The organism is Pseudomonas sp. O230, from assembly GCF_045447035.1.
Classification (GTDB): domain Bacteria; phylum Pseudomonadota; class Gammaproteobacteria; order Pseudomonadales; family Pseudomonadaceae; genus Aquipseudomonas.
The window spans coordinates 1-25,518 of the sequence record NZ_JBJGXN010000013.1 but is presented as its reverse complement, the minus strand read 5'-3'; the positions used below and the strand labels follow the sequence as shown (position 1 = coordinate 25,518).

General features: G+C 60.3%; 24 protein-coding genes. 9 read left to right on the top strand and 15 right to left on the bottom strand.

Annotated features, from left to right (window positions below):
- Positions 1-51: 51 nt before the first annotated feature.
- The 10 genes from ACI77H_RS26255 to ACI77H_RS26210 form a co-directional block, all read right to left on the bottom strand.
- On the bottom strand, positions 52-1,239 hold the full coding sequence (locus ACI77H_RS26255; RefSeq protein WP_407014567.1) for an ATP phosphoribosyltransferase regulatory subunit: 1,188 nt from the start codon (positions 1,237-1,239) through the stop codon (positions 52-54).
- A gap of 316 nt (positions 1,240-1,555) precedes the next feature.
- Positions 1,556-2,425: a protease modulator HflC gene (gene hflC / locus ACI77H_RS26250; protein ID WP_157713931.1), complete on the bottom strand. Its 870-nt coding sequence runs from the start codon at positions 2,423-2,425 to the stop codon at positions 1,556-1,558.
- Positions 2,425-3,597: an FtsH protease activity modulator HflK gene (gene hflK / locus ACI77H_RS26245; RefSeq protein WP_407014565.1), complete on the bottom strand. Its 1,173-nt coding sequence runs from the start codon at positions 3,595-3,597 to the stop codon at positions 2,425-2,427. Before hflK ends, hflC begins: the two co-directional genes overlap by 1 nt.
- A 96-nt stretch (positions 3,598-3,693) precedes the next feature.
- On the bottom strand, positions 3,694-4,995 hold the full coding sequence (gene hflX / locus ACI77H_RS26240) for a ribosome rescue GTPase HflX (protein ID WP_407014564.1): 1,302 nt from the start codon (positions 4,993-4,995) through the stop codon (positions 3,694-3,696).
- Between the two features lie 12 nt (positions 4,996-5,007).
- A complete protein-coding gene (hfq, locus tag ACI77H_RS26235) occupies positions 5,008-5,268 on the bottom strand; it encodes an RNA chaperone Hfq (protein ID WP_007902656.1) in 261 nt (86 codons plus the stop codon).
- Between the two features lie 94 nt (positions 5,269-5,362).
- Positions 5,363-6,334, bottom strand: coding sequence for a tRNA (adenosine(37)-N6)-dimethylallyltransferase MiaA (gene miaA, locus ACI77H_RS26230; RefSeq protein ID WP_407014562.1), 972 nt, complete (start codon positions 6,332-6,334; stop codon positions 5,363-5,365).
- Positions 6,334-8,241: a DNA mismatch repair endonuclease MutL gene (mutL, locus tag ACI77H_RS26225; RefSeq protein ID WP_407014561.1), complete on the bottom strand. Its 1,908-nt coding sequence runs from the start codon at positions 8,239-8,241 to the stop codon at positions 6,334-6,336. Before mutL ends, miaA begins: the two co-directional genes overlap by 1 nt.
- Complete coding sequence (locus tag ACI77H_RS26220; RefSeq protein ID WP_407014777.1) at positions 8,238-9,617, bottom strand: N-acetylmuramoyl-L-alanine amidase; 1,380 nt, start codon at positions 9,615-9,617, stop codon at positions 8,238-8,240. The genes mutL and ACI77H_RS26220 overlap by 4 nt, the downstream gene beginning before the upstream one ends.
- Positions 9,618-9,665: 48 nt before the next feature.
- On the bottom strand, positions 9,666-10,136 hold the full coding sequence (gene tsaE / locus ACI77H_RS26215) for a tRNA (adenosine(37)-N6)-threonylcarbamoyltransferase complex ATPase subunit type 1 TsaE (protein WP_407014559.1): 471 nt from the start codon (positions 10,134-10,136) through the stop codon (positions 9,666-9,668).
- Positions 10,124-11,623 (bottom strand): NAD(P)H-hydrate dehydratase, encoded by a 1,500-nt coding sequence (locus ACI77H_RS26210; protein WP_407014557.1) that lies wholly within the window; start codon positions 11,621-11,623, stop codon positions 10,124-10,126. The genes tsaE and ACI77H_RS26210 overlap by 13 nt, the downstream gene beginning before the upstream one ends.
- Positions 11,624-11,686: 63 nt before the next feature.
- Between ACI77H_RS26210 and queG the strand changes: the two genes are divergently transcribed.
- Positions 11,687-12,766: a tRNA epoxyqueuosine(34) reductase QueG gene (gene queG / locus ACI77H_RS26205; RefSeq protein WP_407014555.1), complete on the top strand. Its 1,080-nt coding sequence runs from the start codon at positions 11,687-11,689 to the stop codon at positions 12,764-12,766.
- On the opposite strand, the gene ACI77H_RS26200 is transcribed toward queG, so the two are convergent.
- Together ACI77H_RS26200 and orn are read right to left on the bottom strand one after the other, a co-directional pair.
- Entirely contained in the window at positions 12,748-13,359 is a 612-nt protein-coding gene (locus tag ACI77H_RS26200; RefSeq protein ID WP_150712269.1) for a trimeric intracellular cation channel family protein, read from the bottom strand. The two genes, queG and ACI77H_RS26200, sit on opposite strands and share 19 nt — an antisense overlap.
- Positions 13,360-13,565: 206 nt before the next feature.
- Positions 13,566-14,108, bottom strand: coding sequence for an oligoribonuclease (orn, locus tag ACI77H_RS26195; protein WP_407014552.1), 543 nt, complete (start codon positions 14,106-14,108; stop codon positions 13,566-13,568).
- 107 nt (positions 14,109-14,215) lie between these two features.
- Here orn and rsgA point away from each other — a divergent pair, with 107 nt between their 5' ends.
- From rsgA to ACI77H_RS26175, 4 genes are all read left to right on the top strand, one after another.
- The gene (gene rsgA, locus ACI77H_RS26190; RefSeq protein ID WP_150632404.1) at positions 14,216-15,247 is read left to right on the top strand and encodes a small ribosomal subunit biogenesis GTPase RsgA; all 1,032 of its coding nucleotides are present in this window, start codon (positions 14,216-14,218) and stop codon (positions 15,245-15,247) included.
- A gap of 211 nt (positions 15,248-15,458) precedes the next feature.
- Positions 15,459-15,866, top strand: a complete 408-nt coding sequence (locus tag ACI77H_RS26185) for a TIR domain-containing protein (protein ID WP_407014550.1) — start codon at positions 15,459-15,461, stop codon at positions 15,864-15,866.
- A 2-nt stretch (positions 15,867-15,868) separates the two neighbouring features.
- Entirely contained in the window at positions 15,869-16,828 is a 960-nt protein-coding gene (locus tag ACI77H_RS26180; protein WP_407014549.1) for a caspase domain-containing protein, read from the top strand.
- Positions 16,828-17,319, top strand: a complete 492-nt coding sequence (locus ACI77H_RS26175; RefSeq protein WP_407014548.1) for a toll/interleukin-1 receptor domain-containing protein — start codon at positions 16,828-16,830, stop codon at positions 17,317-17,319. Before ACI77H_RS26180 ends, ACI77H_RS26175 begins: the two co-directional genes overlap by 1 nt.
- Positions 17,320-17,572: 253 nt before the next feature.
- On the opposite strand, the gene motB is transcribed toward ACI77H_RS26175, so the two are convergent.
- Together motB and motA are read right to left on the bottom strand one after the other, a co-directional pair.
- Positions 17,573-18,592: a flagellar motor protein MotB gene (motB, locus tag ACI77H_RS26170; RefSeq protein WP_407014547.1), complete on the bottom strand. Its 1,020-nt coding sequence runs from the start codon at positions 18,590-18,592 to the stop codon at positions 17,573-17,575.
- Between the two features lie 3 nt (positions 18,593-18,595).
- Positions 18,596-19,447 (bottom strand): flagellar motor stator protein MotA, encoded by an 852-nt coding sequence (gene motA / locus ACI77H_RS26165; protein ID WP_407014546.1) that lies wholly within the window; start codon positions 19,445-19,447, stop codon positions 18,596-18,598.
- A gap of 166 nt (positions 19,448-19,613) precedes the next feature.
- On the opposite strand from motA, the gene ACI77H_RS26160 reads away from it, so the two are divergent.
- Genes ACI77H_RS26160 through asd form a run of 3 tightly spaced genes read left to right on the top strand, consistent with a single transcriptional unit; the run spans position 19,614 to position 22,886 of the window.
- Positions 19,614-21,152: an HDOD domain-containing protein gene (locus ACI77H_RS26160; protein WP_407014544.1), complete on the top strand. Its 1,539-nt coding sequence runs from the start codon at positions 19,614-19,616 to the stop codon at positions 21,150-21,152.
- Positions 21,153-21,191: 39 nt separating this feature from the next.
- Positions 21,192-22,007 (top strand): rhodanese-like domain-containing protein, encoded by an 816-nt coding sequence (locus ACI77H_RS26155; RefSeq protein WP_407014543.1) that lies wholly within the window; start codon positions 21,192-21,194, stop codon positions 22,005-22,007.
- Positions 22,008-22,025: 18 nt separating this feature from the next.
- Positions 22,026-22,886, top strand: a complete 861-nt coding sequence (gene asd, locus ACI77H_RS26150; RefSeq protein ID WP_407014542.1) for an archaetidylserine decarboxylase — start codon at positions 22,026-22,028, stop codon at positions 22,884-22,886.
- Between the two features lie 57 nt (positions 22,887-22,943).
- On the opposite strand, the gene ACI77H_RS26145 is transcribed toward asd, so the two are convergent.
- Entirely contained in the window at positions 22,944-23,345 is a 402-nt protein-coding gene (locus tag ACI77H_RS26145; protein ID WP_407014541.1) for a lectin OAA, read from the bottom strand.
- Between the two features lie 230 nt (positions 23,346-23,575).
- Between ACI77H_RS26145 and ACI77H_RS26140 the strand changes: the two genes are divergently transcribed.
- Positions 23,576-25,363, top strand: a complete 1,788-nt coding sequence (locus ACI77H_RS26140; RefSeq protein WP_407014539.1) for a molecular chaperone — start codon at positions 23,576-23,578, stop codon at positions 25,361-25,363.
- The last annotated feature ends 155 nt before the right edge of the window (positions 25,364-25,518 follow it).

Below are 25,518 nucleotides of genomic sequence, written 5' to 3'. Positions count from 1 at the left end.
ACTTGTCCTCATTCGCGCAAACTTGGTGCCGGCACGGGCCGGCAGGAAAACTCAAGAAGCCAGTGGCGATACTTGCCAAAGCCCGTTCTGCTGAATCAATTGCCGGTCGCAGTCCGCGTCACGGGCGGCGGCCAAAGGTTGTCCAGGCAATGCCTGAACGACACGCTGACCCTCACTGCGCAACTGGCAAACCTGCTGCCAGAGTGCCGCATCCGTACTGTCAGGCATCCAGATACCGCCAGACGGTAGCTCGATTTCAGCACGCCCCAGGGTCACCAGGGTTTTCAAATCGGTAGAAAAGCCGGTTGCCGGACGAGCGCGACCGAAGTCGGCACCGATGTCGTCGTAACGACCGCCCTGAGCAATGGACTGACCAACGCCCGGCACAAACACCGCGAACACCACACCGGTGTGGTAGTGGTAGCCGCGCAACTCGCCCAGGTCGAAGTACAGCGGTAATTCCGGGAAACGCGTGGACAAACGCTCGGCAATCGCCAGCAAATCCTCCAGCGCCGCCAAAACTGGCGCCGGTGCATTCGCCAGACGCTCGCGAGCAGCGCTCAATACTTCACGACCGCCACACAGATCAACCAATGCCCGCAGCATGCCCGACAGATCGGCAGGCAAACCTTCGGTCAAGGTAATGACCTCGTCGATAGCCTTGCGTTGCAACGCATCGAACAACTGTTGTTCAACTTCACCCGACAAACCGGCCGCGCGGGCCAGGCCACGGTAGATGCCAACATGGCCGAGGTCCATGTGCACTTCCGGCACGTCGGCCAGTTGCAGCATGGCCAGCATCAGGCTGATGACTTCCACGTCGCTGCTCGGACTGGCATCGCCGTACAACTCGGCGCCCAGTTGAATCGGGCTGCGCGAGGACGACAAGGCGCGTGGCTGAGCGTGCAGCACACTGCCGGCATAGCACAGACGGCTAGGACCTTCGCGACGCAGGGTGTGCGCATCGATGCGCGCCACTTGCGGCGTGATGTCGGCACGGAAACCCATCTGCCGGCCCGATTGCGGGTCGATGACCTTGAAGGTACGCAAATCGAGGTCCTGGCCCGCGCCGGTCAGCAGGGATTCCAGGTACTCGATATGGGGAGTCACGACAAACTCGTAACCCCAGCTCTGGAACAGATCCAACACCTGACGACGCGCGACTTCAATGCGCGCCGCTTCCGGTGGCAGTACTTCTTCGATGCCATCTGGCAGCAGCCAGCGGTCTACCGTTGCCATTACGCCATTCCCCTATGGTCCGGGCGGCAAGCCTATGGGCGAGCCTTGAGTGAAGCAGAAAATGATCGGCTTTGTTTACAAGCCACGCATAAACAACGCGGCGAAAAGCCTGAAAATAAGCTTCGCCAATCACTTTCCTCGAAAAACCTGTCGAGTCATTCAACTCGGGCGCCTGCCTAAACAACAGCAATCAAACGTGCAGACGCAAAAAAGCCGGGAATTTCCCGGCTGCCGCATCATACACACGTTTTCCCAAAGGATCACCCCGCCCGAGGCTTTAGCCGCCAGGCGGAGGATGATTCAGGTCAACGTCGTATCAAGGCTTGGCTTTTTCCAGGTAACGGAAGAAGTCGCTGCTTGGGTCCAGGACCATGACGTCGGATTTGTTCGCGAAGCTTTCACGGTAGGCACGCAGGCTACGGTAGAAACCGTAGAACTCCTGATCCTGGCCGTAGGCCTTGGAGTAGATCGCAGCGGCCTGGGCATCACCGTCACCGCGAACCTCTTCGGATTCACGATAGGCTTCCGCCAGCAGCACGCGGCGTTGACGATCGGCGTCGGCACGAATGCCTTCTGCCAATTCGTTACCCTTGGCGCGGTGCTCGCGAGCTTCACGCTCACGCTCAGAGCTCATGCGCTCGAACACACTGCGGTTTACTTCTTTCGGCAGATCGATGGCCTTGACCCTAACATCAACCACTTCAATGCCGAGCTCTTTTTCTGCCATCTTGTTCAGCGACGCAGTGATATCGGTCATCAGCGCATCGCGCTCACCCGACACCACTTCGTGCAGCGTGCGCTTACCAAACTGGTCGCGCAGGCCCGATTCCAGACGACGGGAAAGACGCTCGTCAGCGATCTGCTTGAGGCCGGAAGTCGCGGTGTAGAAGCGCTCGGCATCTTTCACCCGCCACTTGGCGTAGGCATCGACCATGACAGCTTTCTTTTCCAGCGTCAGGAAGCGTTGTGTCGGTGCATCCAGCGTCATCAGGCGTGCGTCAAATTTGCGCACCTGGTTAACGTAAGGCACTTTCACATGCAGGCCCGGCTGAACATCGGTCTGAACCACGCGACCGAACTGCAGCAACACCGCACGCTCGGTCTGAGCCACGATGTAGAAGCAGTTCCAGGCTGCGATCGCCACGACGACGCCGACAATAAGGGCGATCAGCGATTTATTGCTCATCAGCGACTCTCCCTGGTACGTGCTTGCTGTTGCTGCAGATCAGCTGCCGCACGCGCATTCGCTTCATTGCTGGTGGCTGCCGCGCCAGTCACCGGAGTGCTGGTGTTGCGACCACTTTCGACCATCTTGTCCAGCGGCAAGTACAGCAGATTGCTCTGGCCATTCTTGTTGCCGGTCACGAGAACCTTGCTGGTGCTGCTGAAGACTTCCTGCATGGTGTCCAGGTACAGACGCTGGCGGGTGACTTCAGGTGCCTTGCGGTACTCGGCGACCAGTTTGGTGAAGCGATCAGCCTCACCCTTGGCACGCGAGACGGTTTCGTCACGGTAACCGTTGGCATCTTCGATGATGCGCTGGGCCTGACCACGGGCTTCCGGCACGACGCCGTTGGCATAGGTTTCAGCCTGGTTGCGCGAACGCTGCTCGTCTTCACGGGCGCGGATCACGTCATCGAAGGCTTCCTGCACTTCACGCGGTGCGGCTGCGCTCTGTACGTTGACCTGAGTGACCGTGATACCGGTGCGATAGGTATCCATGAAGCGTTGCAGACGCTCCTTGATCTCGCTCGCCATCAACTCACGACCTTCGGTCAGCACCTGGTCCATCGCGGTGGAACCCACCACATGGCGCAAGGCACTTTCGGTCGCGTGCTGAAGGCTGATTTCCGGCTGGTCTACGCTCAGCACGAAGTCCTGCAGGTTGCTGATCTTGTACTGCACGGTCAGCGGCACTTCGACGATATTTTCGTCTTCAGTCAGCATTTGACCCTGCTTGGTGTACGCACGCTCTCGCGTGACGTTTTCCAGGTACTTGCGATCGATCGGTGGGAAATAGATGTTCAGACCTGGGCCGACGGTTTCGTAGTACTTGCCGAAGCGCAGCACCACGGCTTGCTCCTGCTCGTCGACCACGTAGACCGCGCTGTACAGCCACACGGCCGCCAACACGACCAGGCCGATGCCGAGCAGACCGCCGAAGCCGCCTCTCTTGCCCGAACCACCGCCGTCGTCACCACGTTTCTTACCACCACCGAACAACCCATTCAGGCTTTCCTGCAGCTTTCGGAAGGCCTCGTCGAGATCCGGTGGTCCCTTGCGGTCGCCGTTATTACGACGCTTGCCACCCCAAGGATCCTGATTATTCGAGTTGCCACCCGGCTCATTCCAAGCCATAGCGCTCTCCATCTGATAAAGCAAAGACGCACCCACGGCGCGCCGACCAATGCTACAGAATGCCTGTCACCGCGGCACAACCGCTTTCTCAGGCTTTTATTGCAAAGTGTGTTGCTCGATGAACTCTGTCGGCACAACGCCTTCACGGCTGACCAGCCGATTGAGCTCCGAACGCGGCAATCGAACGGCCAGCAAGCTGACACCTTCTTCGTCGTGTTCTTCTTTCTGTACCGCTCCGAGTTCGAAGAACTGCGCACGCAGTCGAGCGAATCGTTGCGGCAAGCGCAAGGTACCGATAAACAACTCACTGCCCAGCAACTCGGCAATGGCTTGCTCAAGCAATTCCAGACCACTGCCATCACGCGCCGACAGCCAGACCCGTTGAGGTTTGCCGTTTTCGTCGCGCTGGATTTGTGGCTCAACGCCTTCAAGCAAATCGAGTTTGTTATAGACCTCAAGGATCGGCAAGTCCTGGGCACCAATCTCGCCCAGCACCACCATCACCTGCTCGATCTGCAACATGCGATCCGGTTCGGCCGCATCGATCACATGCAACAGCAAGTCGGAGTTGCTCGACTCTTCGAGGGTAGACCGAAATGCCTCGACCAGCTTGTGGGGCAAGTGGCGAATGAAACCCACAGTATCAGCCAGGACAATCGGCCCCAGGTCGTCCAGTTCCAGACGGCGCAAGGTCGGGTCCAGCGTGGCAAACAACTGGTCAGCCGCGTACACGTCGGATTTCGTCACGTTATTGAAGAGCGTGGATTTACCGGCGTTGGTATACCCCACCAAAGACACGGTAGGGATATCCGCACGCATACGGCCACGTCGCGACTGTTCGCGCTGGCTGCGCACTTTTTCCAGCCGGCCTTTGATCTGTCGCAGGCGAACCCGCAGCAAGCGGCGGTCGGTCTCCAGCTGGGTTTCGCCCGGGCCACGCATGCCGATACCGCCACCTTGACGCTCAAGGTGAGTCCAGCCACGAACCAGCCGGGTGCTCATGTGGTCAAGCTGGGCCAGTTCGACCTGGAGCTTGCCTTCATGGGTACGGGCGCGCTGGGCGAAAATATCGAGAATCAGACCGGTGCGGTCGATCACGCGACACTCGAAAACACGTTCGAGGTTACGTTCCTGACTGGGCGTGAGGGTGTGATTGAAGATCACCAGATCGGCCTTTTCGGCATGGACCAGGTCGCGTAGTTCCTCGACCTTGCCGCTGCCGATCAGGAATTTGGCGGTTGGCCGATGACGCGGCACGTTAAAAAACGCAACGGTCTCGGCGCCGGCCGAATTAGCCAACTCCTGAAACTCCTGCGGATCTTCGCGCGCCTCAGGGTCCTGTCCATCCAAGTGAACGAGGATCACTCGCTCACCACCACCGTGGCGCTCAAAGAACAAAGGAGACTCCTATCAGGCGTTACCTGGCTCAGCGTCACCTGCTTCGGATTCGGTTGCGCTAGGCAGACGAATTGGACGAACCGGCACCACTGTAGAGATAGCGTGTTTGTAGACCATCTGGCTGACGGTGTTTTTCAGCAGGATAACGAACTGGTCGAAGGACTCGATCGTGCCTTGCAGTTTGATCCCGTTGACCAGGTAGATAGAAACCCCAACTTTCTCTTTACGTAAAGTATTCAAGTAAGGGTCTTGTAGCGAATGCCCTTTTGACATGTGCCGCACTCCTTTAAGGATTCAATATAAAAAATAGGTAAACAGATGGCTTGTGGCCGTCACACCCCCAAGGATAGACGGCAATTGCAAGGACTCAGCTCAATATGGAGATGGTCCCCAGGTATTTCAAGGCGCGCGGCAGATTGTCGCAATCCAGGCTGTCCAACCAGTGTAAATCAGCCCAACTGCGCAGCCAGGTGAACTGACGTTTTGCCAATTGGCGCGTGGCAATGATTCCACGCTCCTGCATCTCGGCTTGCGTCAGCTTGCCATCCAGGTAGTCCCAGACTTGTCGGTAGCCTACTGCGCGTATAGACGGCAACCCCGAATGCAGGTCACTTCGCTTACGCAGGGCTACGACCTCGTCGATGAATCCCTGTTCCAACATTAAAGTGAATCTTTGTTTAATTCGCTCGTGCAGTACCTGACGATTTGCCGGAGCAATGGCCAAGTTCGCGACAGTATAGGGCAATTGTTGCAGTCCCGAAGTGGCTGCTTCAGTACTTTGCGCAGATTGTCTCCGCCTGAGCTCGGTCATGCTCTGACCGCTGACACGATAAACTTCCAACGCTCGACTGAGTCGCTGCGGATCGTTCGGGTGAATACGCGCCGCCGATTCCGGGTCGATACTCGCCAATTGGTCGTGCAGGGCTTGCCAGCCAAGGCGTGCGGCCTCTTCTTCGATCCGCGCGCGGACGTCGGGATCGGCCGCCGGCATGTCCGCCAGACCTTCGACCAAAGCCTTGTAATAGAGCATTGTGCCGCCCACCAGCAGCGGAATTTTGCCCCGCGCGGTGATGTCGGCCATGGCTTCAAGGGCGTCACGACGGAAATCCGCAGCCGAATAACTCTCCGCCGGATCGAGAATATCGATCAGACGATGGGGAAATTCGGCCAGAATCTCTTTCGACGGCTTGGCGGTGCCGATGTCCATACCGCGATAGACCAGCGCCGAGTCGACGCTGATCAGCTCGCAAGGCAGGACCTTGGTCAGTTCGATGGCCAGGTCGGTCTTGCCCGCTGCGGTCGGGCCCATCAGGAAAATTGCAGGGGGGAGCTGGCTCATCAACGACCGCGCAGGAACAGTTTGTCCAGATCGTCCAGGCCCAATTGGGTCCAGGTCGGTCGGCCATGGTTGCATTGACCGCTGCGTTCGGTGTTTTCCATATCACGCAGCAGAGCGTTCATTTCCGGCAGGGCCAGCCGCCGATTCGCCCGAATCGCGCCGTGGCAGGCCATGGTGCCGAGCAATTCGTTCAGGTGCGCCTGAATCCGGTCGCTGGTGCCGTATTCCATCAGATCGGCCAGAACATCGCTGACCAACCGATTGGCCTCCGCCTGCTTGAGCAAGGCGGGAATCTGTCGAATGGCCAGTGTTTCCGGGCCGAGGCGCTGCAATTCGAAACCCAGACGCTGGAACCACGCGACGTTTTCTTCGGCGCAATCGCCTTCGCGCTCGCTCACGGCCAACGATTCCGGCACCAGCAGCGGCTGGCCACTCAGGCCTTCGCTGGCCATGGCGACTTTCAGGCGTTCGTACATGATCCGCTCGTGCGCGGCGTGCATGTCCACCAACACCAGGCCTTGGGCGTTTTCGGTAAGAATGTAGATGCCTTTGAGCTGCGCCAACGCGTAACCCAGCGGCGGTATATCGTCCTGCCCGGCCGGAAGCGCCACAGCGTTGGCTTCCGGCAGCGGCGCAAAAAACTCACGATACGCTGCCTGGGCTTCAGCCGCAGGCACGCCGGACTGCGGACGCGGCGAGTATTGGTACTGAAAACCGGCACCCGCGCCCGAGCCAGCGGTATTGAACGCCGGTTGTGCCTGAGGCTGCTCCAGCAGCGCATTGGCCGCCAGGCGCATTTCGCCCTGCGGACCGAACTCGCCGGCATCGATACCGGTCGGTCGAACGATGGCCGTCGCCACCGGCGCTGCCAAATGGTCATCCGGTCGCACATCGCCCAAGGCGCGGTGCAAGGTGCCGTAGAGGAAATCGTGGACCATGCGCCCGTCACGGAAACGTACTTCGTGCTTGGTCGGGTGCACGTTGACGTCGACACCGGCCGGATCAACTTCAAAAAACAACACGAAAGTCGGATGCCGACCATTGAACAGCACATCGCGATAGGCCTGGCGCACCGCGTGGGCCACCAATTTGTCGCGCACGGCACGGCCATTCACGAAGAAATACTGCAAGTCCGCCTGGCTGCGGTTGAACGTCGGCAAGCCCACCCAACCCCACAAATGCAGGCCATTGCGCTCGATTTCGATCGGCAGTGCCTGCTCCAGGAACCCCGCACCGCAGATGGCCGCCACACGCCGGGCACGGGCCGCGTCGTCATGGGCTTCATGCAGGCTGAGGATGGTTTTGCCGTTGTGGCGCAAGTGGAACGCCACGTCAAAGCGTGCCAAGGCCAGTCGCTTGATCACTTCTTGCAGGTGATCGAATTCGGTTTTTTCGGTTTTGAGAAACTTGCGCCGCGCCGGGGTGTTGAAAAACAGATCGCGCACTTCCACCGAAGTACCCACCGGATGAGCGGCTGGCTGCACACGCGGTGCCATATCCCGACCTTCGGTTTCGACCTGCCAGGCCTGATCGGCATCGCGGGTGCGGGACGTCAGGGTCAGGCGCGCCACGGAACTGATCGAGGCGAGTGCTTCGCCGCGAAACCCGAGGCTCATGACCTGCTCAAGGTCTTCCAGGTTGCGGATCTTGCTGGTGGCGTGACGGGCCAGGGCCAGCGGCAGGTCATCGGCAGAAATACCGCTGCCATCGTCGCGCACCCGCAGCAGCTTGACGCCGCCCTGCTCGACATCGACATCGATGCGCTTGGCGCCGGAGTCGAGACTGTTTTCCAACAATTCCTTGATCACCGAAGCCGGGCGCTCGACCACCTCGCCGGCGGCAATCTGGTTCGCCAGGCGCGGGCTGAGCAGCTCGATGCGAGCGCTGTTGATCACGGCCTGATTCATTCTTTGGACGCCAGTTCGGTGCCCGGAATGGTCAGGGTCTGACCGATTTTCAGCTCGTCACTTTTCAGGTTGTTGGCGCTGCGCAAGGTGGCCGGGGACACTTGATAACGCACGGCGATCATCGCCAGGGTTTCCCCCGGGTTTACCCGATGATCACGCGGCCCCTGGGCGATTTTGCCGGAATCGCGCAGCCAGGCGATGTAAGTGCCCGGTGGTGGATTCTGCTGGAAGAACTGACGCACGCCGCTGCTGATCGAGCGAGCCAGGGCTTGCTGGTGGTTGGCCGCGGCGAGTTTCGAGGCTTCGTTGGCGTTGGAGATGAACCCGGTTTCCACGAGAATCGACGGGATGTCCGGCGACTTCAACACCATGAACCCGGCTTGTTCCACGCGCTGTTTGTGTAGCGGCGTGACGCGGCCGATGTTGCTGAGAACCTTCTGGCCGACGTTCAGGCTGGACGTCAGGGAAGCGGTCATCGACAAGTCGAGCAGCACCCCCGCGAGCATGCGGTCCTTGTCGTCGAGGCTGACGTTGCCGGCACCACCGATCAAGTCCGAGCGGTTTTCACTGTCGGCCAGCCAACGGGCGGTTTCCGACGTGGCGCCGCGATCAGACAGGGCAAACACCGATGCACCGAACGCAGCGGCCGAGGGCGCGGCGTCGGCGTGGATTGACACGAACAGGTCGGCGCCCTTCTTGCGGGCAATTTCGGTACGGCCACGCAACGGAATGAAGTAGTCGCCGGTGCGGGTCAGCTCGGCGCGGAAGCCTTTCATGCCGTTGACCTGCCGCTGCAATTCGCGAGCGATGGCCAACACCACGTCTTTTTCACGCTGACCGCGAGAGCCCGAGGCGCCTGGGTCTTCGCCGCCGTGGCCAGCGTCGATCACGACAATAATGTCGCGCTTGCCAGCCGGCGCGGGCGGCAGTTTGACCGGGGGATCGACCGGAGTGACCGGCACCGGCGCGACGGTCGCGACATTGGTCGGCGCGGGAATTGGCGCGGCGTCGGCGGCGTTATCGAACAAGTCGACCACCAGGCGATTGCCGTACTGGGCATTCGGCGCCAGGGTGAAGCTTTTTGGCGTGACGGCTTTTTTCAGGTCGATGACCACTCGCAAGTCGGTCGGCGTGCGTTGGGCCGAGCGCATGGCAGTGATCGGGGTGTTGGCGGTGGAGACGTTCAGCGGCGCACCAAGGGTTGCGCCATTGATGTCAATCACCAGTCGGTCCGGGGCTGTCAGGGTGAAAACGCTGTGTTGCACCGGCCCGGTCAGGTCGAACACCAACCGTGTGTTGTCCGGCGCCCGCCACAGACGAACGCTGTTGACCTTCGTTTCGGCCTCAGCATTGACGGTCACCGCCAAAAACAACATCCCTACGGCAGCTACCATCGCGCGAAAGCGCATACCAGACCCCATCATTTAATTAGTTTCCAATGCCAAAGCGGCACACCACGACTCGCCACGCGCGCCCTGGGACAAAATTTTCAGCGAACGCCCGCTGTCTTGCGGGCTAATGGTAATGGTCAGGTCGGGCTTTGGCAAAAAGCCTGCACCTTTATCGGGCCACTCGATGAGGCACAAGGCATCGTCTTCGAAATAGTCGCGGATACCGAGGAATTCCAACTCCTCCGGATCGACCAGGCGATACAGGTCGAAATGGAAGGCACGGATCTCACCGATCTCGTAGGGCTCGACCAGGGTGAACGTCGGACTTTTTACCGCGCCCACATGCCCCAGGCCTCGGATGATGCCGCGGGACAACGTGGTTTTCCCCGCCCCCAGGTCCCCTACCAGAAAAATCAGACCGTGCCCTTCGGTGGTTTTCGCGATGCGGGCGCCAAACGCGGTCATCGCGTCTTCATCAGCCAGGTACAGGGTTACTTCAGACACGGTGCTTGCTCCTCCAACAACTGACGAATGGCTGGAATCAGATCACTGGCCGCCAGCCCACGGCCCGATTTACCTTGTTGCGCGCCGGCATTGGCGTGCAGCCAGACGGCGAGGCAGGCCGCATCGAACGCGTCCATGCCCTGAGCCAGCAACGCGCCGACCAGGCCGGCCAGCACATCGCCCAGGCCGGCGGTGGCCATGGCCGGATGGCCCTGATGGCACACCGCCAGGCGCCCATCGGGGCTGGCGATCAAGCTGCCGGCGCCTTTTAAAATCACTACAGCTGTGTATTTTTTGCTCAACGCGTGTGCCGCAGCCGGGCGATCAGCCTGCACTTGCGCCGTGTCTATTCCCAACAAGCGCGCCGCTTCGCCCGGATGCGGCGTGATCACGCAGTCCTTGGGCAGGCTCACGCGTTCGTCAGCCAGCATATTCAACGCATCGGCGTCCCAGACTTGGGCCAGCGGCGCATTGGCCGCCGCCGACAGCAGACTGCGTCCCCACGAAGCCTGACCCAAGCCCGGGCCGACCACCAGCACGGAAACCTTTTGCAGCAATCCCATCAGTTGATTCGCCGACGAAGTGCCCAGCACCATCGCTTCGGGAATTCTCGCCAGTGCCGCCGGCACATGCTCGCTGCGAGTGGCCACCGACACCATGCCAGCGCCACTGCGCAGCGCACTTTGCGCACTCAGCAGAATCGCACCGCCGAAGCCGCGATCACCGCCGATCAGCAAGACGTGGCCGAATTTGCCTTTATGGGCAGTCGGCGTTCGACCCGCCAGGCGCGGCAAATTGCCAGCCGCCAGGCGTCGGGCACTGATGGCGACCCCGCTGAACGCCTCAGGGAGCGCTTGCAGATCATTGAAAACCAATTCGCCCACTACATCCGCCGCATCACCCGTGAACAGACCGAGTTTCAGACCAATGAAGGTCACGGTCAGATTCGCCCGAACAGCCACGCCGAGCACACGCCCCGAATCGGCACACAGCCCCGAAGGAATATCTACCGCAGCCACCGGCCGGCCGCTGGCGTTGATCGCCGCGATGACGCTGGCGCAGGGTTCTCGTACCTCGCCCGTCAGACCGGTGCCGAGCAAGGCATCCAGCACGACGCCACGCAACTCTGACTGCACAGTCCAGGCTTGAACGGCGACGCCTTCGGCCAGGGCCTCGGCGTGGGCCAAGGCAGCATCGCCCTGCAACCGCTGAGGATCACCGACCGCCAACACGCGCACATGCCAGCCTGCACGCTTGGCCAACACCGCGACCAGATAACCATCACCGGCATTGTTGCCGTGGCCGGCGGCTACCGTCAGTTCGTTGGCCGTCGGCCAATGTCGGACCAGCGCACGCCAGGTCGCCCGCGCCGCACGTTGCATCAATTCAAAGCCCGGCGTACCGGCCGCAATCAGGCTCGCATCGAGGGCCCGCACTTGCGCGGCGCTGTACAGCGCGTCGGGTAAATCATCTTTAGTGTGCGGCATGCGTCTTCGGGCTCCGATGTCTGGCAGAATTATACGCACCTCAGCTCCGGTTTCTCTCGCCTCATGCCCGCTATTACCACAGACCTGCCTGCCCTCGCCCAATCCATCAAGGACTGGGGCCGCGAGCTGGGCTTTCAGCAAGTCGGCATCAGCGGCCTGGACCTCGCCGAGCATGAACAGCACCTGGCGCGTTGGCTCGAAGCCGGTTACCACGGCGAAATGGACTACATGGGTGCCCACGGTACTAAACGCTCACACCCGGAGGAGCTGGTGCCCGGTACGCTTCGAGTGGTCTCCCTGCGCATGGATTACCTGCCGGGCGATACCCAAATGGCGCAATTACTGGCTCAACCGGAAAAAGCCTACGTGTCGCGTTATGCCTTGGGCCGCGATTACCACAAATTGATCCGTAAACGCGTGCAACAACTGGCAGAAAAGATTCAGGCGGTCATCGGCCCGTTCGGCTACCGCGCGTTTGTCGACAGTGCGCCAGTGCTGGAAAAAGCTATTGCGGAAAAGGCCGGCCTTGGATGGATCGGCAAAAATACCCTGGTCTTGAATCGCAAGGCCGGCAGTTACTTCTTCCTCAGCGAACTCTTTGTCGATCTGCCACTGCCGGAAGACTCACCGCACGCCACCGAGCATTGCGGCCGCTGCACCGCATGCCTCGACATCTGCCCGACCAACGCGTTTGTCGGCCCCTACGTGCTGGACGCCCGGCGCTGCATTTCCTACCTGACCATCGAACTGAAAAGCGCGATCCCGGAGGACTTGCGGCCATTGATCGGCAATCGGGTGTTTGGCTGCGATGACTGCCAGATCGTCTGCCCATGGAACCGTTTTGCCCGTCCGTCCGGCGAAAGCGACTTCAAGCCACGGCACAACCTGGACAACGCTGAACTGGCTGAATTGTTCATGTGGGATGAGGAACGGTTTCTGAGCAGCACCGAAGGCTCGCCGTTGCGTAGGGCCGGTTATGAGCGCTGGTTGCGCAATCTGGCGGTGGGGCTGGGGAATGCGCCATCAAGCATTCCAGTGCTGGAAGCGTTGAAGGCGCGCCGCGAGTATCCGTCGGAACTGGTCCGCGAGCATGTGGAATGGGCGTTGAAGCAACACGCCGAACGTCAGGCTTCGTCGTTATAAACGAACTTCGGCATTTCCCAGTGGAAACGAATCGCCAACAAACGCAGCAGGAATCCGCCAAACAGCGTGATCAGAATCGCTTGTTCTCCGGGCACGTTCAAATAAAGGCACAGCATGTAACACCACGCCGCCGCAAAAGACACGCTGGCGTAGAGCTCACGGCGGAAGATCAGCGGGATGTCGTTGCAGAAGATGTCGCGCAGGATGCCGCCGAATACCCCGGTGATCACGCCGCTGACCGAGGCCACCAACATGCCGTGGCCCATTTCCAGCGCAGTCATGCAGCCGATCAGCGTGAACGCCACCAGGCCCACGGCGTCGAGCACCAAAAACAGTGAACGCAGGTGGCGCATCCAGCGTGCAGTGAAGACAGTGACCATCGCCGCGACCGAGGTCAGCACCAGGTATTCCGGGTGTTTGACCCACGTCAGCGGGTAATGGCCGAGCAACACGTCGCGCACCGAACCGCCGCCCAACGCCGTGATGCAGGCGATCAGCACCACGCCAAACCAGTCCATGCCGCGACGGCCGGCAGACAGTGCGCCGGTCATGGCTTCGGCGGTGATGGCGATCAGGTAAAGCATCAGCAACATGGTGGCGGTCCTTGCAGGAAGGCGCGCAGTCTAGCCATTTAGGGACGGCACCAAAAGAGGGCGATCAAGGCACTGGACCGCGTCGCCTGTATTGCGGGCAATCTTTGCTGCCACAACGCTACCTCTGTAGGAGCCGGCTTGCCGGCGATGGCGTCCTTGAGGACCTCATCGCTGGCAAGCCAGCGCCTACAGGTGAGTATTCCAATTTAGAACTTGATGAAATGCTTGCGGTAATGCTGCAACTCGGCGATGGATTCGCGGATGTCGTCCAGCGCCAGGTGGGTGCTACCCTTTTTGAAGCTGTCGCGCACGTCCGGCGCCCAGCGTGCGGCCAGTTCTTTCAGAGTCGAGACGTCGAGGTTGCGGTAGTGGAAATAGCTTTCCAGGGATTTCATGTGGGTATAAAGGAAGCGACGGTCCTGGCAGATGCTGTTGCCGCAGATCGGCGACTTGCCCTTTGGCACCCATTTATCCAGGAAAGCGATGGTCTCGGCTTCCGCTTCGGCCATGCTGATGCGGCTGTCGCGAACGCGCTGGGTCAAGCCCGAGCCGCCGTGTTGACGGGTGTTCCACTCGTCCATGCCGGCGAGAATTTCATCGCTGTGGTGGATCGCGATCACCGGCCCTTCGGCCAAGGTGTTCAGATCACTGTCGGTGACGATGGTGGCCATCTCGATGATGACGTCGGTATCAGGGTTCAGACCGGTCATTTCCAGGTCGATCCAGATCAGATTCTGCGGGTTTTGCATGTGTCGGCTCCTAGGCAATGCTGCGCAGTTTAGCCTAGGGCGGCGCCCGGGCGTGCTAAACTCGCGGCCGTTTTACCTAATCGCTGCATTCTTGATACGGAACACCCATGGCCAAACGCCAACTCAATCGTCGTCAAAACTGGCGCATCGAAAAGATTCAGGGCGAGCGCGCTGCCCGCGCCGCCAAACGCGAGTCCTCGGCTGTCGAGGCTCTTGAGGGTGGCGACCTGGGTCCGGAACAGACTGGCCTGGTGATCGCGCACTTCGGTGTGCAGGTCGAAGTCGAGGCCCTCGATGGCGATTTGGCCGGCCAGGTGTTCCGCTGCCACTTGCGCGCCAACCTGCCTGCGCTGGTAACCGGCGATCAGGTGGTCTGGCGTGCCGGCAACCAGGGCATCGGGGTGATCGTGGCGCAACTGCCGCGCAAAACCGAACTCTGCCGTCCGGACAGCCGTGGCCAGCTCAAACCTGTTGCAGCCAACGTCGACATGATCGTCATCGTCTTCGCGCCGCTGCCCGAGCCCCACGCCAACCTGATCGACCGCTATCTGGTCGCAGCGGAGCACGCCGGGATTCGGCCGCTGCTGCTGCTCAACAAATTCGACCTGATCGACGAGCAGAACGCCCCGGCGCTGAATGCCCTGCTCGCGGTTTACCGCACGCTGGGTTATCCGGTATTGGAAGTGTCGGCGCACCACGGCAATGGCATGGAGCAACTTCAGGAACAGCTGGACGGACGCATCAGCGTGTTCGTCGGCCAGTCCGGCGTCGGCAAGTCGTCGCTGGTCAACAGCCTGCTGCCGGAAGTCGAAACCCGCGTCGGCCCGTTGTCCGAGCTGTCCGGCCAGGGCACTCACACCACCACCACCGCGCGATTGTTCCACTTCCCCGGTGGCGGTGAGTTGATCGACTCCCCGGGCATCCGCGAATTCGGCCTGGGCCACGTCAGCCGCGCCGATGTCGAAGCCGGTTTCATCGAGTTCAACGACCTGATCGGCACGTGCCGCTTCCGCGACTGCAAGCACGACCGCGAACCGGGTTGCGCATTGCTCAAGGCGCTGGAAGAAGGCCGCGTGCAGCAGCAACGGATGAACAGCTATCGCTCGATCATCGCGAGTTTGCCGGAGAGCAGTTACTAAACAGACGCGCCCATCGCCCCGACACTGACGGGGCGGCGGGATGCTCGTCGCGCCCTACAAATCCCCTCACCGAATAAACATCAGAAAATTCTGTAAGGCCTCTACACACCTGCTTGTAGGGCATTTCTCTTTATCGGCAACAGCCTTGTTCCGCTCATTCAAGTGCATACATTCGATTCCTCTTCGCACTCCGGCGACACGAGGGATATCCATGCAGACCTATCATTTGTTCATCAGCCATTCGTGGAACTACTCCGACAAACACGACAGGCTGGTCGAATTGCTGAGCGCGCACCCGACGTTCACCTTCAAGAATTTTTCGGTGCCACCGCAAAATCCGATCGTCGGCGCTCTGAATGACATGCAATTGGAGCTGGCCATCGAAAACAAGATCCGCCCCTGTTCGGCGGTATTGATCATGGCCGGCGTGTACTCGACGTACAGCAAGTGGATCAACAAGGAAATCGAAATAGCCAAACGCCTCGGCAAGGTAATCATTGCGATCAGACCCTTGGGCGCAGAACGCACTTCAACGGTCGTGCGTGACGCGGCGCATGCAGAATGTGCGTGGAACACCAACAGCATTGTCAGTGCGATTCGCCAGCACACGGCGGTGTAACCATGCGCAAGGGACTGTTCATCGGGATCAACAATTACACCTACATCTCCCCACTATCAGGCTGTAACAACGATGCAATGGCGATGGCCTCGTTACTGGAGCGGCATGCCAACGGTCGCCCTAACTTCAGTATCAAGGTGCTCACATCGGCCGAGGAGAACCTCACGCGCTATGCCGTCAAACAACATATCCAGAGCCTGTTTTCAGGAGATTGCGAAGTAGCTCTGCTGTATTTCGCCGGGCATGGTCAGTTCGACACCAGCATTGATGAAGGCCTGCTGATCCCTCAGGACTATGAGCCAGGAGGTGAGGGCATTCGTATCAGCGACGTTCTGGGCTGGGCGGACGAGGCGACTCACATCAAGAACAAGATCATCATCCTCGATTGCTGCCAGGCGGGCGCAGCTGGCGCCGTGAGCGGTTGGCGAGGCGGCAGAAGCGCGATTGGCGAGGGCATGACCATTCTGACCGCGTGCAAAAAAGAACAGGTCGCGCTGGAAAGCGGAGGGCATGGTGTGTTCACCGGTTTGCTCCTGCAAGCCCTGCACGGCGGTGCCGCCAATGTGCTGGGCAAGGTCACGCCCGGTAGCGTGTACTCCTTCGTCGACAATGCACTGGGGGCATGGGAGCAACGTCCGGTGTTCAAAACCAACGTGTCGCAATTCGTCCCGTTGCGCGAAGTCGCGCCACTGATTGCAGAGGAAACCCTGCGCAAGCTCAAAGACTGGTTCCCGGAGCCCAGTTTCGTCTACCCGCTCACCCCCAGCTACGAACCGACTGCAGCCGCGTTTGATCCCGACAACGTCGAGGTTTTCAGCCAGCTGCAAAAGTGCAACCGCCATAGCCTGATAGAACCGGTCGACGCCGAGCACATGTACTTCGCCGCCATGCACTCCACCGGTTGCCGCCTGACAGCGCTCGGCGCCTATTACCGCGAACTCGCGATCAAGGGACATTTCTGATGCCAGTGTTTATCAGCTATCGCCACATGGACCGCGCCTACGCGATTCAAATCAACACCCGCCTGATGCAAGCGAGCATCAAGACCTACCTCGACGTGCTCGATTCCGAATCCCAGACCACCGATGACATCACCGGCGTCATCACGCGCAACATCAGCGAATGCACGCACCTGCTGGCGGTGGTATCGGAAAAAACCGCGCAGTCCTGGTGGGTACCGTTCGAAATCGGTGAAGCGACCATCACCAACCGGCGCATCTGCTCGTTCAAGGCCGGCCCGACAGAACTGCCGCTGTACCTGGAGAAATGGCCGAAGCTGACCAACGACAGGGAAATCGAGTTTTTCATTGATGCCTATCGAAATGAAGCCACGCTCAAGCGCTCGATGTCACTGGAGTCAGTGACCGGCAGCGAATCTGTGCGGGGATTGAACAAAACCAACGCCGATCGATTCCACACCGATTTGAAGTCCAGAATCATCCGCGGTTTCTGACGTCACGCCGCTGCCCGATCAGTCCTCTCGTCCGGTCTGGGGTTTCTCTCGCCCTACATCTGTAGGCTCAGCTTGCCGGCGATGGGCGCAAGTGCGCTGCGTTGAACCCGTTCTCACGCGTTATCGTTAACGACCATCGCCAGCAAGCTGGCTCCTACGGGGGAGCGCGCTTGAGTCCAAAACGAAGCGGCCTCCACATCAGTGGGACAATAGATATAAAAAAGCCGCGATCATCTCGCGGCTTTTTTGTGGGTCACTGCTTCGGCGGCTCAGCCGGTTTCGGCGCTGGATTATCAAACAGATTCAAACGTTCTCTAAGCTCATGCGCTGGCAGCGGTTCTTTATCCGCTGGCAACGCGTTCGGGTCGGCCGGCACTTCACCCGGGCCGCCCTGCCCTTGGGTCGGCTCTGGCGTCGGCTCCACGCCTTGCGAACCTTCGATGGCACGCTGGGCTTTCTTGGTCAGCACGATAATGTCGATACGACGGTTGACCGGGTTGAGCGGTTGCTCCCGGTCGAACAAGGCCGACGAAGCATAACCGACCACTCGTGCGATCTGCGGCTCTGGATAACTGCCCGCCACCAATGCACGACGTGCAGCGTTGGCACGGTTGGCCGAGAGTTCCCAGTTACCGAAGTCGCCAGTGCCCGAGTACGGCTTGGCATCGGTGTGGCCGCTGATGCTGATCTTGTTCGGCACCGCTTTGATGGTGTCGGCCATGGCCAGCAGGATGTCTTCGAAATACGGTTTCAGACGTGCCGAGCCCGAGTCGAACATCGGCCGGTTTTCGGCGTCCACGATCTGGATGCGCAAACCGTCCGGCGTGATCTCGAACAGAATCTGGTCCTTGAATTTCTTCAGCTGCGGGTTCTCTTCGACCTTGTTCTGCAATTCTTGCAGCAACAGTTCGAGGCGTTCCTTCTCCACCATCTCGGCCATGCCTTCGACCTGTTCGGCGTCGACCGTCACCTTGTCCGGCTGCGGCTGGGATTTCACTTCGGGGTTGAGGGTGTTCTCCGGCGCCAGGGTCGGCGTACCGCCCAGGTCGATGATGTAAGGCGTGCCGCTTTCGGAAAAGCCGACCGGGTCCTTGAAGTAACCGGCGATGGCGATCTTCTGTTCCGGTGTCGCGGTGGACAGCAGCCACAACACCAGGAAGAACGCCATCATCGCCGTCGCAAAGTCGGCGAAGGCGATTTTCCAGGCGCCCCCGTGATGCCCGCCGGCGATGCGCTTGACGCGCTTGATGATTATCGGCTGGTTATTTTCCATGACTCAGCGACCACGAACCGCTTGTTCCAGCTCAGCGAAGCTAGGACGGTGCGCCGGGTACAGAACCTTGCGCCCGAACTCTACCGCCAGCGATGGCGGCATGCCGGAAGCCGAAGCCACCAGCGAGGCCTTGATGGCTTCGTAGACGTTCAGCTCTTCCTTGGCATCGTGGGCCAGGGAGTGTGCCAGCGGACCGAAGAAACCGTACGCTGCGAGAATACCGAAGAAGGTACCGACCAGTGCCGCACCCACGTGCAGGCCGATGGATTTCTGGTCACCTTCACCCAGAGAGGCCATGGTCACCACAATACCCAGTACCGCCGCGACGATACCGAAGCCGGGCATGGCGTCGGCAATGCCGTTCACCGCGTGGGATGGGTGCTCCAGGTCTTCCTTGAGGTTGTAGAGTTCCATATCGAACAGGCCTTCCAGCTCATGGGGAGCCATGTTGCCGGAGGACATGATGCGCAGGTAATCGCAGATGAACGCGGTCATGCGCTCGTCCTTGAGCACCGACGGGTACTTGGCGAAGATGGGGCTCGCGGCGGCATCTTCGATGTCGCCTTCGATGGCCATCATGCCTTCGCGGCGACTCTTGTTGAGGATCTCGTAGATCAGCCCCAACACTTCAAGATAGTAGCCGTGATTGAAGCGCGAACTGAACATGCTCAAGGACTTCTTGAGCACGTGCATGGTCATATAGCCGGGGTTGGCCTGGAGGAATGCGCCAAGGGCCGCGCCACCGATGATCAACACCTCGAAGGGTTGAATCAGGGCGGCAATCTTGCCGTGGGAGAGCACGTATCCGCCGAGCACGCTCGCGAATACGACGATGATGCCGATTATTTTAGCCATAGGTAGGAGAGCACTTACTGAGTCGGGTTCAAGGTCATATTCGGAAGTTAAAAAATCTCTTCTTCTACTTATCGGCAAAACTGCGCCAGACTATAGCCAGTTCAGGCGAAAAGCCAATTTGGCCCACTTCGGGCGTAGGTAATGCAGACGATGATCGCGTCCAACCATGGCTAACGAAACGAACGTACCCACTCCAAAACCGAACACTCTCCAAGGCTGGGTAAAGCTTCTGGATGGTGTGCACCTGCCCGTTCCGCAAGCCAGTCATGACCGAGTCTGCAAGGCCATCGGCGACAATCGCAGCTCGTTGCGCGATATCGCCGAGCTGATGCAGGACAGCCCCGCCCTGGCCTTGAGCGTGATTCGCGAAGCCAACCGGCACACCCACGGCAGCATGACCGAGCCTGCGGAGAACCTTGAGGTGGCGATCAATCGCCTCGGTTTGAAGCGCACCGAAGAACTGCTCGCCCGGTTGCCCGCCGAACCGCAATCGGACATTCCTGTGGCCCTGCGTCAGTTGCAGATGATCAGTCAACACGCGACGCAACAGGCCAACGGTTTTTTCGCCGCTCGCCTGGCGCGGCTGTGGCAGGACATTCACTGGGGCAGCCTGCTGTTTTTATCGCCGTTCTGGCCATTGGCGTTGACCCATCCGCATCTGCTTGAAGAATGGGAGCTGCGGGTCATCCATAAAGGCGAATCCGCTCGTAAGGTCGAGAAACAATTATTCGGCGTACGCCTGCTGGAAATCGGTCAGGCACTGGTAGAGATCTGGCACCTGCCGATCTGGGTGCAGCAGGGCTACAAGCTGTTACTTAATGAGCAACGGGAGCTGGTGAAAGTCCTGCGTATCGCACGCGACAGCGATCACCCATTGCGTCAGCAGAACCGTCTCGATGACGATCCGACCCTGCGCCGCTGGCTCAATCAACCGGCCAACACGGTGTTGCTGGCCAACGGCCTGGCGCTGTCGGCGCAGCAGGCCTGGGACTGTCCGCACAGTGAACGCTGGCAGTACCTGACCAGCCTTTATCTGCAAATGCCGATGGACGAGGTGCAACAGCAATTGCACCAACAGGCCGCCAACAGTGCGCGCCAACACGCCATGCCGGACCTCTGGCACCCGGCCGTCGCGCTGCTCTGGCCATGGGGCGTGAACCGTGTTCACGCCGGTCTGTTGCCAGCCCCGGCGCCGACCACCGAGGACTTGGCCCAGTGGCGCAAACAATGCGCCGAGCTGCTGGTGGAGCCGAGTCGTTTCACCAATGCCATGCATTTGACCAACTCGGCCCGTGATGCACTGGTCGCGTGCGGCATGCGTCGGGTGATGATCCTGATGGCCGACCGCACGCATGCCAATCTGCGCGTGCACCAGATTGCCGGGTTGCCGAAAGAAACCGCTGGCCAGAATTTCGTCGTCAGCCAAAGCACCGTGCTGCAACGGCTGCTCTCGCAACAAGCGCAAGTACGCCTGACTCCGGCCAACAACGCGCAATTTTCGGCGCTGCTGCCGGCCAGCCTGCGTTCGCAGTTCGGTGGCGAACACCTGTTGTTGCGCTCGTTGGTCAACAACGGCCGCGTGATCATGATCGTGGTGGCGGACCAGGGCGGCGGGCCATTCTCGGAAATCACCGCGCAAGCTTTTGGCAAAACCGCGCAGTGCATCGAGAAAGCCCTGCACAGCTTTAGCCATCGCGGCCAATGACCCGCTACAATCCTCCCCTTTGTGCTCTGGAGACCTCACATGTCTGACTTCTCTGGCTTGCCGCTGGTGATCGAACCGAGCGACTTGCTCCCTCGCCTCGACGCCCGCGATCTGATTCTGGTGGACCTGACCAGCAGCGCCCGCTATGCCGAAGGGCATATCCCCGGTGCGCGTTTTGTTGATCCGAAACGCACGCAACTCGGCCAACCGCCGGCGCCAGGCCTGATGCCGCCGCAAGCGGCACTCGAAGCGTTGTTCGGTGAGCTGGGCCACAACCCCGATGCGGTCTACGTCGTGTATGACGACGAGGGTGGCGGTTGGGCCGGGCGCTTTATCTGGCTGCTGGACGTCATCGGCCACAGCAAGTACCACTATCTCGACGGCGGCCTGACGGCCTGGCTGGCGGAAGGCTCGCCCATGTCGATCCAGATCCCGCCCGCAGTCGGCGGCCCGGTTGCGTTGACCCTGCACGACGAACCCACCGCCACCCGCGAATACCTGCAAAGCCGTCTCGGCGCCGCCGACCTGGCGATCTGGGACGCACGCGGGCCGCTGGAATACTCCGGCGAAAAAGTCCTCGCGGCCAAGGGCGGACACATTCCTGGTGCGGTCAATTTCGAGTGGACCGCGGGCATGGACCGGGAGCGCAACCTGCGCATCCGCACGGACATGCCGCAGATCCTCGAACAACTCGGGATCAGCAAAGACAAAGAAGTGATTACCCACTGCCAGACTCACCATCGTTCTGGCTTCACCTATCTGGTGGCCAAGTCCCTCGGTTATCCGCGGGTCAAAGGCTACGCCGGCTCCTGGGGCGAATGGGGTAACCATCCCGATACGCCTGTAGAGATTTAAGGTTTTTAAGGACAGTTAATGAATAAGCGTTTGTTTATCCTCAGCCAATACCTGCTGCCCCACCACTTGCTCTCGCGACTGGCCGGCTGCATCGCCGAATGCCGTGTGCGCTGGTTCAAGAATGCCTTCACTGCGTGGTTCGCCAAGCGTTATCAGGTGGACATGTCCCAGGCCCTGGTCGAAGACCTGACCGCCTACGAGCATTTCAACGCGTTTTTCACCCGCGCACTGAAAGACGGTGCCCGTCCGCTGGACGCAACCCCGGGCGCGATCCTCAGCCCGGCCGACGGTGCGGTCAGCCAGCTCGGGCCGATCGAGCACGGTCGCGTGTTCCAGGCCAAAGGCCACAGCTTCAGCGTGCTGGAATTGCTGGGCGGTGACGCAGCCAACGCAGCGCCGTTCATGGGCGGTGATTTCGCGACGATTTACCTGTCGCCGAAGGACTACCACCGCGTACACATGCCGCTGGCCGGCACCTTGCGCGAGATGGTCTACATTCCGGGGCGGATTTTCTCGGTCAACCAGACCACCGCGGAAAACGTTCCGGAGCTGTTCGCCCGCAACGAGCGTGTGGCGTGCATTTTCGACACCGAGCGCGGGCCGATGGCCGTGGTGCTGGTGGGCGCGATGATCGTGGCATCGATCGAAACCGTGTGGGCCGGTCTGGTGACCCCACCGAAACGCGAGCTGAAGACCTTCCGCTACGACGAAGCTGCCCGTGCGCCGATCCACCTGGAAAAAGGTGCGGAACTGGGTCGTTTCAAGCTGGGTTCGACCGCTGTTGTGCTGTTCGGCCCTGATCAAGTGCAGTGGGCTGAAGAGCTGGCGGCCGGTTCGCCGGTGCAGATGGGCCAGGGCATGGGCCTGCCAAAAGCCTGATCCCCTGATCCGAACCCCACGAACGTCTTCGTGGGGTCGGACATTTCGGTGGTGCCGCTACTCTATCTGACCACGAAAGCCGATCGGCCCTTCGTTGGCGTAGGTATTGGTGCCACTGAGGTTTTTCCCTCCGTCACTGGAGGTCACGCTCAACGCGACAACGTTCTGATTATCCCGACCGCCAATGACCCATTTGCCACCGGGATGCCATGGAGCATCGTTGCCGCCCCACTGATTTTCAACGCTGTACTGGTTCTGGCCCGTGCGCTGAGCCTTGAAGCCAATGGGACCTTCACCCGCGTACGTCATGGTGCCGGTAAGGCTCTTGCCGCCATCGCTCGACCTGATGTCGATCGCGACAACCTTCTGGTTATCCCGTGCGCCCAGCGTCCAGTCTCCGCCCGGATGCCAGGGTGCAGAACTCCCGCCCCATTGATTTGCCACTACGTATCTAGACATAAACTTCTTCTCCTTGAAGTTACGAGAGACCTGCCCGGCACAGGCAGCAGGCCGTACGACCGTGCGTATCCAGTCGCACGTCTGTCAGATTAGTAGTACGCCCGAACCTCACTCGACTGACAGACAAACGGTCGCCGCGCCAACTCGGGTAAGCGCGCACGCCTACAGGCTATTGCTGCTACAGTCAGGTCATTCACTGCCCATTTCCCCGGCTGGAGTTTGTCCACGGCATGAATGAGACCCGCCCTCACCTGCTGCTCCGCGCGCCTGTCCCCGCACAGTTGCGTCTGTCGTTCTGTGAAGCCACCCCGCGCGACCTCAAGCGCTGGATCGCCAACCTGCCCAAAGCCAACATCGGCGAAACCGCTCGGCAGCTCTATCAAGGCTTGAGCGAACTGAATCAGTTGCTGACGCCCAGCGACAATCGCCTGCAATTGCTCGAACTGCTAAGGCCCGAGGTGTATTACGTCTGCAAACACCTGGAGCGGCATTTCCTGCACCAATCGATTGTCCTCGACGAGCGTTCACGCAAGATCGCCAACCTGTGCCAGGCCCTGCAAAGTCACCTGGCGATTGGCTATAAACAGATCGTTGTGCGCATCACACCGCGCTTCAGCAAGGACCGTGCGCCACTGCTGGCCCAGGCGTTGCAGCGAGCGATGCATTGCCTCAACGGGCCGCTGATCCGCGCCACTGCACTCTATTGCCCGGTGCCGGAAGGCGTGTGGCTGGAGTTGCATCAGCTGTATCGAATTGCCTGTACCCATCGGCTGCAGCATCTGAGCCTGCGCGATGAATTGGCGAGCCAGACGCAAAACCTGAGCATCGAACAGACCTACGTAGTCGCCCTGCTACTGGGCGCCGCACGTTGCAATCAACTGCGCCAGAACCAGATCGCACGGCTCACCGAAGTGCTGGAGCCGTGGAGCAAACTGATCAAGCTGCAACCGGACAGACCGGCCGAAGGCTTGTTCGCCGTCGCTCCGGAACTCGACATCGGGCCGCGCTACCGCTCGAAATTCCGTCCCGAACAACAGGAGAGTTTGCTGGGGCTCGATCCGCAGCCACTGGTCGCGGCCATCGAGGCCCATTTGCAAAAAACCGACAGCCCGTCGCCACTCCCGGTGCCGGCGGGACTGAGCCTGGATACGCTGCAACACCTGAGTGCCGCGTGGGGCCAGGCGGTCGAGCGCAGTTTCCAGCGCACCGCCAGCCAAGGCACCTTGACCTTGTGTGTGGGCATGAGCGCATTGCACTTCTATCTGGGCGGGCAGCGCCCATTCAGCGAGATCCTGAAAAATCCCGGCGCCCGCCGCGCGCAGTTCACGGCGACCTCGCCCGCGCTCGGGGAAAAAGACCAATGGAGCCATGCCTTCGACGCGGCGCCCCATGGCACCGCGGACGCGCTGCTGCCCTACGAAGAAATCGAATACCCGCAACTTCAGAATGACGACAGCCACGAAGCCTCCGACCGCAACCGTCACTTTCCGACGTACGTCCTGCCCGTGATCAATCACAGCCCGGGGGGTTATTGCCTGGCCTGGCCTGGCGCAGTACCGGCTGAGTTACAGGCTGGCGAGATGGTCGGCATCGAGGACACGGCGGGCGCTGGCTGGAGCATCGCGGTGGTGCGCTGGATCCGCCAGGTTCGCGGTGGCGGTACGCAAATGGGCATCGAGCAAGTCGCGCCTTACGCCGAACCTTGTGGCCTGCAACTGGTGCGCACTCGGGACGACCACAGCCACTACCTGCGCGGCCTGTTGCTGCCAGCCATTAGCGCGATCGACCTGCCGGCCACCCTGCTCGCTCCGCGACTGCCGTTCCAGGAAGGTCAAAAGGTGCTGATCAACACCAATGGCGAGGAGCGTCGGGCCGGACTGGATCGGCGGGTGTCGAGCACCAACAGTTTCAATCAGTTCGCTTATCGTTCGCTGGAAACCGCCAGAAACGACAACGCCGCGGGGAGCGGCGTGGGCGGTGTTGAGGAAGAATTTGATTCGTTGTGGCAGACGCTTTGAGGGTGAAACCTTAAGACCGCGGTGCCGCCATCGCGGGCAAGCTGAACTGGTCAACTAATTCTGGACACCCGTTAAGGTTTTTACGCCGCCAGTTTCTCCATAGCTACCGGTGATCGGTAATCGTTGTAGCTATGGAGTCTGACGTTGTTGTATCA